This is a genomic window from Type-D symbiont of Plautia stali (assembly GCF_001485335.1).
Classification (GTDB): domain Bacteria; phylum Pseudomonadota; class Gammaproteobacteria; order Enterobacterales; family Enterobacteriaceae; genus Pantoea; species Pantoea vagans_C.
On record NZ_BBOC01000121.1, the window covers coordinates 1 to 11972 of the forward strand.

Annotated in this window: 13 protein-coding genes and 6 pseudogenes; 4 read left to right on the plus strand and 15 right to left on the minus strand. The window is 54.2% G+C overall.

From position 1 onward, the window contains the following. The first annotated feature begins 460 nt into the window (after positions 1-460). Positions 461-670 carry a CsbD family protein gene (locus PSSD_RS23935; protein WP_058973954.1) on the plus strand — a complete coding sequence of 70 codons (210 nt, stop codon included), beginning with the start codon at positions 461-463 and terminating at the stop codon, positions 668-670. Between the two features lie 111 nt (positions 671-781). On the opposite strand, the pseudogene PSSD_RS27580 reads toward PSSD_RS23935, so the two are convergent. The 12 genes and pseudogenes from PSSD_RS27580 to PSSD_RS28255 all read right to left on the minus strand — a co-directional run. Beyond that, positions 782-892 (minus strand): annotated as a pseudogene (locus PSSD_RS27580) (hydroxyisourate hydrolase); the annotation flags it as partial. Positions 893-1015: 123 nt separating this feature from the next. After that, positions 1016-2562, minus strand: a pseudogene (locus PSSD_RS23940) (methyl-accepting chemotaxis protein). Between the two features lie 407 nt (positions 2563-2969). Beyond that, positions 2970-3717 (minus strand): annotated as a pseudogene (gene istB / locus PSSD_RS28530) (IS21-like element helper ATPase IstB). Next, positions 3717-4498, minus strand: a pseudogene (locus tag PSSD_RS28535) (IS3 family transposase); the annotation flags it as partial. The pseudogenes PSSD_RS28535 and istB, both read right to left, overlap by 1 nt. A 263-nt stretch (positions 4499-4761) precedes the next feature. Further along, entirely contained in the window at positions 4762-5079 is a 318-nt protein-coding gene (locus PSSD_RS23965; RefSeq protein ID WP_058973959.1) for a HigA family addiction module antitoxin, read from the minus strand. Next, a complete protein-coding gene (locus PSSD_RS23970) occupies positions 5079-5360 on the minus strand; it encodes a type II toxin-antitoxin system RelE/ParE family toxin (RefSeq protein ID WP_058973960.1) in 282 nt (93 codons plus the stop codon). Before PSSD_RS23970 ends, PSSD_RS23965 begins: the two co-directional genes overlap by 1 nt. Positions 5361-5430: 70 nt before the next feature. Next, positions 5431-5903 (minus strand): annotated as a pseudogene (locus PSSD_RS28585) (plasmid SOS inhibition protein A). A 25-nt stretch (positions 5904-5928) separates the two neighbouring features. Then, positions 5929-6180: a plasmid SOS inhibition protein A gene (locus PSSD_RS23980; RefSeq protein WP_058973962.1), complete on the minus strand. Its 252-nt coding sequence runs from the start codon at positions 6178-6180 to the stop codon at positions 5929-5931. A gap of 688 nt (positions 6181-6868) precedes the next feature. Beyond that, positions 6869-7270 (minus strand): DUF1380 family protein, encoded by a 402-nt coding sequence (locus tag PSSD_RS23985; protein WP_058973963.1) that lies wholly within the window; start codon positions 7268-7270, stop codon positions 6869-6871. A gap of 40 nt (positions 7271-7310) precedes the next feature. Further along, complete coding sequence (locus PSSD_RS23990; protein WP_235589284.1) at positions 7311-7664, minus strand: hypothetical protein; 354 nt, start codon at positions 7662-7664, stop codon at positions 7311-7313. Positions 7665-7971: 307 nt separating this feature from the next. Continuing rightward, positions 7972-8118: a hypothetical protein gene (locus tag PSSD_RS28250; RefSeq protein ID WP_235589285.1), complete on the minus strand. Its 147-nt coding sequence runs from the start codon at positions 8116-8118 to the stop codon at positions 7972-7974. Positions 8119-8132: 14 nt separating this feature from the next. Further along, positions 8133-8261, minus strand: a pseudogene (locus PSSD_RS28255) (DNA methylase); the annotation flags it as partial. Positions 8262-8997: 736 nt separating this feature from the next. Here PSSD_RS28255 and PSSD_RS23995 point away from each other — a divergent pair. Together PSSD_RS23995 and PSSD_RS24000 are read left to right on the plus strand one after the other, a co-directional pair. Further along, a complete protein-coding gene (locus PSSD_RS23995; protein WP_235589286.1) occupies positions 8998-9450 on the plus strand; it encodes a hypothetical protein in 453 nt (150 codons plus the stop codon). A 171-nt stretch (positions 9451-9621) separates the two neighbouring features. Beyond that, positions 9622-9885, plus strand: coding sequence for a biofilm development regulator YmgB/AriR family protein (locus PSSD_RS24000; protein WP_058973964.1), 264 nt, complete (start codon positions 9622-9624; stop codon positions 9883-9885). A gap of 26 nt (positions 9886-9911) precedes the next feature. Here PSSD_RS24000 and PSSD_RS27875 read toward each other — a convergent pair whose 3' ends face one another. Both PSSD_RS27875 and PSSD_RS28405 read right to left on the minus strand, forming a co-directional pair. Further along, positions 9912-10082, minus strand: coding sequence for a hypothetical protein (locus PSSD_RS27875; RefSeq protein ID WP_167347705.1), 171 nt, complete (start codon positions 10080-10082; stop codon positions 9912-9914). Positions 10083-10347: 265 nt separating this feature from the next. Beyond that, positions 10348-10470 (minus strand): hypothetical protein, encoded by a 123-nt coding sequence (locus PSSD_RS28405; RefSeq protein ID WP_268810653.1) that lies wholly within the window; start codon positions 10468-10470, stop codon positions 10348-10350. 781 nt (positions 10471-11251) lie between these two features. On the opposite strand from PSSD_RS28405, the gene PSSD_RS24010 reads away from it, so the two are divergent. Continuing rightward, entirely contained in the window at positions 11252-11506 is a 255-nt protein-coding gene (locus PSSD_RS24010) for a biofilm development regulator YmgB/AriR family protein (RefSeq protein ID WP_058973966.1), read from the plus strand. Between the two features lie 272 nt (positions 11507-11778). On the opposite strand, the gene PSSD_RS24015 is transcribed toward PSSD_RS24010, so the two are convergent. Then, positions 11779-11972, minus strand: a 194-nt coding sequence (locus PSSD_RS24015; RefSeq protein WP_058973967.1) for a hypothetical protein, incomplete at its 5' end; no start/stop codon positions are given.

Consider the following 11972-nt stretch of genomic DNA (forward strand, 5'->3'; position numbering starts at 1 on the left):
ACGCTGATTTCACACTACTCCTATTCCGCTGCGTTTGCCGTCATGGGCGCGCTGGCCATGCTTGCGCTGATCATCTGGGAGGGGGGACGAGCGTGCCTCGCTGCTGTCGAGAAGCCGCTCATGAAGGGGATAATTTCTGAGTTTTTGCCAAGCCATTCAGAATAGGATGATATGGGTGTAGTGACATTAATTGTCATAAATAACAGTAATATAAGATAAATATATCACGCAGAGCATTTTTCCCCTGCAAGCCGCGGTGGGGATAGCTGGGTGATGCCGGCACGTAGCCGGAGAGGAGTCTTTCTGTCAGCCACGCCTGCCGTTTCGGCTGGTCATCCTTCAGAAAAAATCGGGAAATGTGACGTTGTGCAGGAAAATTTATCATGATGATTCATACTGTTTAGCACAAAGCTCTGCATGAAGCCCCTGAGGCCACAGACCATCAATCAAGGAGAACAGCATGAACGAAGATCGCATCAGCGGAAACTGGAAGCAGTTCAAAGGCAAAGTAAAGGAACAATGGGGCAAACTCACCGATGACGACATGGACGTGGCGGAAGGGAAACGCGACCAGTTGGTCGGCCGTATCCAGGAACGCTACGGTTACGGCAAGGAGCAGGCTGAGAAAGAGCTTAAGGATTGGGAAGACTCTAATCAGTTCAAATGGTAGGCATCGGGTACCCCTGATAAAACCGGCGACGCGCCGGTTTTTTATCAAATGTTTCCCTGATGAAACTTGGTGTGCCTGACCGACTCAGTTGCCCCGGTAAGTCGAGCACCCTTACTGACTGAGTAGCAGCGGGATATGATAGTGCTGATCGGCATTGTCCAGACTCAATATCACCGGGATCTCCGGGAAAAATGTCTGCTGATTAAAAATTTGTTCAAAATTTAATATTATGCTGTGTCACAGGTCTTATTGTGACTTAAATTCTGTACAGCCCCTGACCTTATGTAGCAAAGTGTCCGACTAAACCGCAGCGAATAATTAACCCACACCCTCCTCTCAAAGACCTTATACCCTGAAGGCTTCAACCATTTCGCGCAGCGCGTGTGCCTGTTCAGACAGTGACTGTGAGGCAGACGAGGATTCCTCAACTAGCGCGGCATTATTCTGGGTTACTCCATCCATCTGACTGACGGCAATGCTGATCTGGGAGATACCCTGCATCTGTTCGGATGAAGCCAGTGATATATTATCCATGGATTCCGCCAGCTCACCCACCATACTGACAATTTTCATTATGCTGTGCCCTGCATCTGCGGCGGCGACCACGCCGCTGTCAACAACACTTACTGCCTCCGCCATCAGTAGTTTGATGTCATGCGCAGCTCTCGCACTACGCTTTGCAAGCGTCCTGACTTCACCCGCCACCACGGCAAATCCCCGCCCTTCTTCACCTGCCCGGGCGGCCTCCACTGCGGCGTTTAAGGCCAGAATATTTGTCTGGAAGGCAATGCTTTCAATTACGGATGTAATATCCCGCACCTTCGCAGCGCTCACAGATATCGCATTCATTGTGTCTGACATGCGCTGCACATCTGTACCGCCCGAACGGGCAACCTGGGCTGCTTCACGGGCTGAACCAGCTGTCTGCTGTGCGCCCGCAGTATTGCTTTTCACTGTAGCGGTAAGCTGCTCCATGCTGGCGGCCGTTTCCTGCAGCGCGGCTGCCTGCTGCTCTGTGCGGGAGGAGAGTTCGGTATTTCCCTGCGAAATTTCATCAGCGGCAAGCGCCACGGAGCCGGCCGAATCCTTTATCTGAGAGATAAGCCTCCGCAGGTTTGTCTGCATACCATTCAGTGAAGCCACCAGGCTTGTTTTATCGTTGTGCCGCAGAATGACCTGACTCGTCAGGTCGCCAGAAGCAATTGCTGCTGCGAGTATTTCAGCATCTTTTGGTTCCCCGCCTAACTGGCGCATCAGCGCCCTGACTATCATAAAAATGGTCAGAAAAGAGAACAGGACTGAAAGAGTCGTAAGAGAGAGAAGCAACACGGAAGCCTCACGTACAGAAGCGCTGTTAACAGCTACCGTGTCCCGGCTGAGCTTATTCTGCACATCGGTCAGCCCGTCCAGGGCATCTGACAGCACCTGCTGAGCCGGGCGCGCCGTGTTCAGCAGATAGTCGGCGGCTTTTTCTGACTGGTTGTTGTCCATCCCCATTTTTCCTGCAACTGTCAGCGTATTAAGAGCGGTGCTGTCTGAGGACAGAATACTGTCTAACGCTGATTTTCCTTCAGGGGAAGCGTTATGCATCATGCTGGTAACAAGCTGATCGCGTTCCTGAAGATACTTTTCATGTAAATTACTGATCTTTTGCCATTCTTTTTTCTCCTGCTCAGTGTCTTTGAGCAGGACGATATCTCTGACTGATACTGCCATGTTATTAACAGCAGCACGCATGTTCAGGACAAGCGTAAGGCGCCTCATTTTGTAGTTTACAGTATCTTCCATGCCTTGCCGGGACTCACTGAGCGCGTGCAGAGACAGGCCGGTGCAGATTAAAAACAGATAACCAAAAGGCCGTAGCCTGAGAAAAGGCGAACTGATATTTTCATTTTTTTTCCAGGTGGACGTGAGAACAACTCCTTTATCGGCCTGTAGCCAGATACTAATAGCTTTGATGAGTTACGAACTTTTACTGCCTCTTTCAGCACAGTTGCTTGTTTGCGAGGCCGTCTGATTACCGCCAGGGCTCGGCATATAATAAGGGAACGCTTAGCCACCCTTTATGACGGCGTTCATGAAACACAGCCGGCAGCCGAAGATATGATGTACAAATCCATTAATTGCGGAACATAACAAATGGCCAGAGCCCTGCCCCCGTTCTACCTTCCGGTTTCTCCTCCCTGCCTGACAGAAAAGCTCCGCGAGATCGCTGACCTGCTGGAGCAACGCAGCCCCTTAATGTCAACGCCAAGATTACTGACCGTTTTTCGCCATTTTCATTGTCCGCTGTTGGTCATTAACGCTGTCCGCTTTCCACCATTTCATCATCACTGATTGGCGTTGCGCTTTTTGCCAGTACCTCGGCCTTGCGTTTCTCTTTCAACCGGTAGCTTTCTCCTTTTATGTTCAGCGTCGTTGAGTGGTGCAGCAGACGGTCCAGGATCGCCGTCGCCAGCACGTTATCTCCGAACATCTCGCCCCAGTCAGCGAACCCTTTGTTTGACGTCAGAACGATGCTAGCTTTTTCATACCTACGGTTCAGCAACCTGAAGAACAGACTGGCCTCCTCACGGTTCATTGGCAGATAACCTATCTCATCCAGGGTAGTGCCCGCGCATAACACAGCTGCTGCAGCTGTCGTTCCAGTCGGTTTTCCTGCTTCGCCTTTATCAGCGTGGCAACCAGCCTGTCCAGCGGCATGAGCAGCACCCGGTGGCCCGCATCCGCGGCTTTTACTCCCAGCGCGACCGCCAGATGCGTTTTCCCCACGCCCGGCGGGCCCAGCAGGATCACGTTTTCACTGCGCTCCACGAACGCCAGACCTGCAATCTCACGGACGACCTTTCGGTCTATGCCCGGCTGGAAGCTGAAGTCGAACTGCTCCAGCGTTTTCACCCACGGCAAGCGCGCCTGCTTTAGCCGGGATTCCATTCCCCGCTGGTGCCGTACGCTCCATTCCTGCTGCAGCGCCATACACAGGAACTCCCGGTAGTTCAGTTCCTTCTTACTGCCTGCTCAAGCAGATTTTCAACATGATAGCTCAGCCACGAAACAGCGCAATGCTGTCCAGAATACGTGTCACCTGAACGCCTGTAATCCCGAATGCCGTGGTGATCGTCAGGCACTCCTTCGTGAAATCATCCACGCAGGTCCGGCACTTAATTCGGCGGCCGCTGGCAAGTTAATCCATGACAAAATCCATCGACCATGTCAGGTTCGGCGCATCCGGGCGAAGAAGCGGAAGCCGTTCAGTCGCCAGCCCCTTACGGCGCCGCCTGCGTTTTACACCCAGACCGTTAAGGTTATAGATGCGGTAAACCCGCTTGTGGTTGACGTGAAAGCCCTCCCGACGCAATAACTGCCAGATGCGCCGGTAACCAAATCGACGGCATTCAAGTGCCAGCTCTGTGATACGTAAAGACAGCTGCGCGTCAGCAACCGAACGCTGAGCCGAATAACGACAGGATGGAAGTGACAGCCCGGCCAGCCTGCAGGCACGACGTTGCGACAGACCGGTCGCATCACACATAAACTCAACGGCTTCCCGCTTCTGGTCTGTCGTCAGTACTTTCGCCCCAGAGCCACCTGAAGTCCCTCCTTATCCAGCATGGCTTCGGCAAGCAGCTTCTTGAGTCTGGCGTTCTCTTCCTCAAGCGACTTCAGGCGCTTTACCTCGGGCACCTCCATACCGCCAAACTTCTTGCGCCAGGTATAAAAGGTAGCGTCTGAAATAGCATGCTTACGGCAGAGCTCACGGGCAGAAACCCCAACTTCAGCCTCGCGGAGGATACTGATGATCTGTTCGTCGGAAAAACGCTTCTTCATGGGGATGTCCTCATGTGGCTAATGAAGACATTACTAACATCGCGGTGTATTAATCAACGAGGAGCAGGTCACTGTTCGGGTCATTAACATACCTGATACAGATATTCGCATGATGGTGATAAACAGCAGGACGGACACGGCCGGTGCGACAGCACCGGCTTTTCCCGGCCCGCAGGGCGGCGGTGATGACTTCCAGGAGCGAACAGAAGGCGCAAATAAAAACCGCGCCAGACGGCGCGGTGTGAGGATAACTGTAACAGCGTTTACTTGCCTGGCCGGTCCTGAGCGGAAGCCGCCATCACGCCCGGGTGAAGGTGCACGCCAGAAACGTCCGTGGTTTCTCGCGCCTTGTGTAGGTCGCAGGCGGCCTGCATCGATAACCAAAGGCGCGCCGCAATACCCAGCCCCGCTTCCAGCCTTACCGCCATTTCCGGGCTGACCGATGCCTTACCGCTGGCGACTTTACTCAGCGCCGAGGCGGACACGCCCAGCTCTTTCGCCAGCACGCGCAGACCGATATTGTTATCTTCAATGTACTCGGTGATCAGGCCGCCCGGATGCGGGGGATTGAACATGGCCATCAGTGGTAGTCCTCCAGGTTGAGAATAAAGGCATCACCGTCCGTAAATTCGAAAGTGATGCGCCAGTTAGCCCTGACCGTGATGGAAAACAGGTTTTTCCTGTCGCCCTTCAGGGGATGAAAACGAAAGCCAGGATAGTTTCTGAATTCATTCGTGGAAAGCGCCTCATCGATGACCAGCAGACGAAGCCGGATGCGTTCAGCGTCCTTTGCCTGCACGCCGCTGATATCACTTTTTTCAAACAGCTTCTGTAATCCTTTGTGCTTCCAGCTTTTAATCACTTTTCGGCCCCGCGTTTCCTGTTAAGAAACAGTATAGCATATGTTTCGCCACGCAAAACACTCTGCATTGTTATTTTTTACCATCCCGGGAAAGGATGTTCCGGGCCGTCAGCTTGTTTGGTACCAGCCAGTGATTCATGTTCTTCTGTTTGCTGTCCATGTGCAGCGATCGCAGGTGTATTTCTCCCGCCACTTCAAAGGCGACGTCTCCGGCATACTGTTGCAGGGTTTCCAGGTCGTTCAGCGATAGAAAGCGCCGCGCCCACGCGGCGACCATGTTCTTCAGGTTATTTCCGCTACGCTGTCACGCCAGGCAGCGAACCAGCCGCGCAGCGTTTCCGGTGTACGGAAGGCCAGCTCGGTTTCGGCCTGCCGGATGCTGTTCTCCAGCTGGCGATCACGTTAATCCGCCGCCTGCCGTTCCCGCCGAGTAATGTGGCTAACGCTCTTTTTGGCTGCATGTTTCGCACGCTCTGCCTGGCGGAAAACGGCCTCCGGAAATAGAGCGGTTGCCAGCTCTCCCGGCAGCGGCAGCGGACACACTTCACCCGCTGTGCTGAGAAACTCATCAAGGGCGCTTTCCCACTCCGGGAGCGGCGCGCATTTTTTCGCGCGGGCGCAGGTAAATACCCCGGATGCGGTTCAGTGCGCGTACGCTGGCGCGGTTCCTCCCGCTCAGCTGCTTCATAAACGCGGCGGCGTAAGGATGGCGGGCAAGCCGGGTGCCGCGCTGCGGCGTGTGCTCAACCAGTGCGATGTCCTGTAGCGCGGCCTGACGTTCCGGCAGCAGGGTGACCAGTGCGTGTGATTTCGGGATCATGCGGCGTGCCCTCCCATACGAAGCGCGGCGACCAGCTCACCAGCACTAGTGAAGCCCGCCCGCGTGTACACTGCGATTTTTTCAAGCCGGTTGCGCATGGTCGCAGGCTCAAAGCAATAGCTGACGTTCAGTGAGACACGCGATCGGGTGCGGAGATCATTCAGTATCTTCAAGCGCCGTTGTCGGGTCGTAATCGAATTCAAACCAGGTAAGCCGAAGAGAGCGATGTTCTTTACGTTTGTGCGGATTTTGAGTGCGTTCTTCGTAGTTTTTACCGGGCTGGCACCGCTTTGACTCCACGAATCTACGCAGGGCACGTTGAAAGAAAAGGAAAAATGACTGATTAATGAAGGTTGAACAACAATATATGCAACTGAATTAATTGATAAATAACATTTACACACGCTCTTTTACGGTTCCTGATTACACAGGCTTGCCTGAAGTTCGTAAAAGGCCACCGTGACCGCCGCCCAGGCGGCAGAGGTTTTTTTGCCTTTACCGGAGCGCCATACGAAATAAAAAAAGCGCTATAATTCAGACGGACATAGAGCACTACCTCTTCTTCTTTATGGTTAAGGATGAACCCGTAGCCGTTGCCGACGTTCCGGTTCCGTTAAGAAGCGCCCCTGTCACGGGGCTTTTTTTTACAGGTTATCCGGGCTTCCCTGCCCGAACTGCTGTCAGCGCTTTAGCGCCTCCCCGACTTTTCTGAGAGCATCTGCTCTGAACGCCACTGGCTCGCCGCGTACCCTTCCCCGGCCGGCGCATCCTCAAGTCGCATAAAATCCAAGGCCACACGCAGCACCTGCGCCAGCGCGATCGCGGATACGCTCACTTCACGCACCTGTTCCTCCTCCTCACGCAGGGTGTACAGCATGTCACGCACGCTGTCCTTCCCTGTACCGTATTCACAGTGATAGCCCTCGTCTCCAATCGCGCTAAGCACCCTGCCCGCCTCTTCTTCCGTGATCTCCATGCATCCTGCGCAGTCCATGACATCACGTTTTGTCCAAACCAGGACGGCCACAGACTCCTCGTCACTAAACTCCCCATTCAGACGTTCGCAGATATTTTTTACGCTGTCGTGCATCTTTCATCCCTCAGAGGGGCGGCCACTGCCACCCTGCCAGTTAATCAGCCCAGCGCGGCAAAAATCGCAGCGGTTTCCGGGTGGGAAAAAGCGTAGTCGGTAAGCTGACGGTAGCGGCGGCAGTACAGCGCACAAGTTCGCCCTCGTCGTGATGGTCATACATCCAGCTACGATGGTTCAGCACCAGTGAAGTGATCACGATGCCACCGCCGGACGGCAGCAGCGCGAAGTCCCATACGCCGCCGTCGTAGTGCGCCAGGAAACGGTCGGCGAACAGGTACAAGTTGGTTTCGGCGCGCATGAAATCGTCGCCAAACAGCGCGGGCAGAAAACGCAGGCGCGCATAGCCGTCAAGGACGCGCGCGGACTCAAAAGCAAGAGTGGCAGTATTCATCAGAAATCTCCGCAGTCAGTGTGGTTAACAGTCACGGTACAGGCCGCAGACCGCACGGTTTTTTTATTCCCCCGCCACAGGCGGCATCAATGAGGCGCGCAGCAACGTCCTTTTCGTCTTGTCCACATCCGGGGTGCATATCCGCCCCGGAACCCTGTGGATAAAAGTGGCCATGCCTTACGCCGGCAGGGATGAAGAGGGGGTATTCGATTTATAATCAATCACGCCCTCAGGTGTTTCTGTATCATGGCCGCGCGCCGGTAGAGTTCAACCAGGCCGCTGTCAATACCCTCGATAAACAGGCCCGTCATACGCAGCTCCCGGCTGGCGCCGTGCCATAGGTGGCGCCAATCATGTCGCTCAGGCGCAGGTGAAACTCATACAGCGATTCTTCCAGGTCTGCGACGTCGGCCGCCAAGGCATCACTGTCAGTGTGCATAGTGTGATCGTTCATCGTCATTTCTCCGTTCATCTGGGCGCGCGGGCGTCGCGGTGGGCATACAGGCGACACAGGCCGGCGGCGTGGTACTGCTCCATCAGCTCAATTCCGATCCATCGGCTCCCGCACGCCTGAGCGGCCACGCAGGTGGAACCGCTATGCACTGACTGGCCCGATCCGTTCAGCCGCAACGTTTGTCTTAACATCAGTTCAATTTCAGGCGGTAAAGCTACTGGATGGGGCAGGCAGACTGTGCGTCGGTTCCTGGATGGCGTTAAATTTAATATAACGGTTAACTTCGCAAAATCCTGCGCCGCATATGTGATTAGTTGAGGACCATTTTCTTACTTGAAGTAACTCCAGCACAATGGACGCTTGCAATAAATTACCGGCTTTCGATCACAGCAGTCACAACGGGAATATTTCACAGTCTGGACGAGTGTTACATTATCGTGGTGGCACATTTGGCGCACACCCAGGGACACATATTCGTTTACATGATAAATCTTATTCAGGCATGAATAAGGAATAGTGACGGAACTTTTTTTCTACAGTCAGACTTCGATTTAAATTAAAACGGAGCCCTCAAACATATCGATCTTTATCATGTGCCAGGCAAGCTCGGTTAGCCCCCTCCCAACTAATGCACCTGAAAATATGCTTAAAATCACATGTGGTCATAGTGTTCTGATACGAGCGATATGCTCCTGAACGCGTTGTTAACAATATTTACCCCATCAACGAACACATACAAGAGAATCAGAAGTTAGAGCACCCGAACTCCGCATTGAGCGAAAACACAGTGCCCCACCAAATAAAAAACATTAGCCACTTATACCAATCAACATAAGTTCAGTATATTTTACCTTATTTATCTATAGTTCATGACGATAGATGAAATTTAATTTCCCCATCCCATTTGCTATAATTAATATGTGGTTAACATCATTCTCATTATTTAAGCGAGGTGTAAACGTGTTGTACAGCGAAGACATGACCGGTCACGCAGTTATTGGTGAAGCAGCTGTCAATCTTGCCGTGCGTGAACAGGAAATAACCATCGACTCTCTCCTGACGGAGCTTAACGTTATGCTGAGAGCTGAGGAGCTCAGCTGTCGTATCGCCCGCATCAGTGCGGCAATATCCTGGCTGCGTGATTTCCGCACCGTGGGCGCCCGCGGCGGCGCGGCTCAGAGCTGGATGCTCTCCGATGCTGGAGACCTCAGTGGCGGCGGCGAGGCGACCATTCGCCTGCAGGCTGATGAAGACGATGAGATAACTACTCCACCATGGCGGGCGACGGGCGCCCGCTCTGCTTTGTGCATTAAAAGCTCAGCTGGATGCTGAGTCAGACAGAGTAGCCCGGTTAACGAAGCGCTTTTCTGCCTCCCCTCCTATAATGATACTGACGCCAGGCCTGCGCTGCGGATGCAGTTCACCCGGCAACACAACAAAAATCGCGTCATTCTTTCCAGCGCCGTCATCCGCTCAGGTTGCTCCGGCAGGGACCTTCACAGCATGAAAAACACAAATTCCGTAACCGTCATTCGCGACCGCATGCAGAACTGTGGCGAGGCGCTGGCGGCAGAGCATGCCGAGCTTGAGGCGGCCACTCAGGCGATTCTGGCCCCGGGCGGCAAGCTGACCAACAAAACGCTCATCATGTACGTCATTCGCGAGCTTGAACGCGAGCAGGACGCGCAGCGGCAGGCGGTGCTGCGCAACGTGCTGGAGCTGGTCGTAACCCACACGCCGGACGACGCCGGCGGCCAGGCTGTGTGAGGCTGGAACCGGGTCAGGGCTACCTTTCAGTTCATTTTTCCCGCAAAGAGCCGGATGGCCCGGTTGCAGGCCTCGCGCAGGGTTACATCGGCGCTGGACTCCTTCAGGCGCCAGAGCGTACCAATGAGCTCGTGCGGGTTCACTGATTCGCCCCTGCGCAGTATCTGCCTGATGGCCAGCCCGATGGCTTCGTGCATCAGGTCCTGTATCTCATGTTCGTTTTTCAGATGCGCTCCGCTTATTGGGGATATATACAGTGTATCGCTTTAAGCGGTGTGCATAAATACGTACGAAAAAAACCGCCCGGAGGCGGTTAAATAAGGGGGATGGCACCCCGGTCGGGCGGGATATCTCTGTCGCCGCCCGGCACCTCGTCCTCGTGACCGGGCTCGGGTATCCCGTCCGGCAGGGGCGTGGCGTCATCAGGCATCGGGTGTTCAGTCATGCAGCGCTCCCGCGGGGCTACTTCCCGCCCTTCTGCTTCATGGTGTCGCTGTCCCTGGTGTCTTTTTTGTTGCCCGCGGGCAGCTTGCTGTGGTCGGCGTCTTTGCCATCCTTCACATTTTTAACGTTACGGTCAGCCATGGTTACCTCCGTCACCCGGTATCGGGTAACGTTAAGTTTAGGTCCGTGACGGTATCTGACGTGAAGAATTCTCTGTTCTGTGACTTAAGCGTAAAAACGACCCGTTACGGGGCCGGCAAAAGCGTGGAGCCCCCCGTCTCCGTCATGCTGTCGTCCACGCACAGCCGGCAGATGGAGGCCCGTAAGCTGAGGTACTGTGACGCAATCTGATACGCGTGCCGGTAGTTAATGGCCGAGCCCAGAAACCGTCGCTCCGGGTGGTCTTCGAGGCATACGCACCCCTTCACGTGAAGCTGGTCCTGCTGCCCCATCCTGAGCAGATAATAAAACTGCCACATATCTCACCCTTCCTGTTAAAGCAGTCACTGTATGCCCGGTTATATAACGGACGGAATTAATTTCTGTTGCGATTTAAGCAGCCTGCAGGAGGCGGATAATACTCAGCGGAAAGAATACGCGCACAAAACCGGCAGTTATTTTGGGGGCATTCATTTCCAAAGTCAGTTCAGTGCTGTAACATGACTGCCGTTCGCGCTTCATTTTCTCCCGCTCTTTACGGGCGATAACGGCCTTCAGCCCACTGTCGTACCGGCATAAATGATTTTCCGCCTGTATTGCCCTCCCCCCCCGCCCCGCTTTTTCCGATTCTTAAGCTGTCCGCTCCGCGCCTCGTTTACTGCCATATACTTGATATCAGACGAAGAATTTACAGCCGGGGCACGCCGGTTAACCTCTTTCCATCGCCTGTTGCAACACACATTCAGCCAGGGGCCTTCACAGCATGAGAAATACGAATTCGGTCGCACACATTCAGGCCTACCTGTCTGGCACCGGTAACCGGTTTAAGTCAGAAAAAGAGACACTGGACGACATTATCCGCACCATCCTTGCAGAGGGAGTACCTGTCAGTAACAAAACCATTATCTTGCAGATCACGAGACGAATTACGGATGAAACGGACGGGGGCAGGCAGGAAACGTTGCGCGTACTTCTTCAGCTGGTCGTAGGATATACGCCAGACGACCCCGGCATCTGAAGGGGGACTTGCTGTCGGTCACGCGCGGCCGGTAGATGCAGGCCTGCACTTTCAGAGCGCTCTGACGCGGTCTGAAACGCTGCTTCCTTTCGTTTAGAGCAGCCACTGTATGCCTGAATACATCGCGGAGAAATGTCTGTGTCGGTTTAAGAACAGAACTATCGGAGAGTGTCGTCCCTGACAGGTTCTCCGGCCGGTACACGCCTGAGCGCGACCGCTGAGGTCATCTTCATCGTCGTCTTCCGGCCAGAGCCGGACTACGTCCTTTGGCGTCAGTTCTTCTCGTCGTTCAGGCCCGCAAGGGTCTGCAGGTACGGCACGTGCCGGACGGCCTGCTCCGGCTCGTGAAAGCTCTTCAGCCAGCTTCTGGCTTCGGATATTTCAGTGAGCCGGTTATCGCTGCCGCCGGCCTCCGCCATGTGTCCGAGCTCGGTAATAAGCGATTGCACGCTTATTTCCTTTTCGC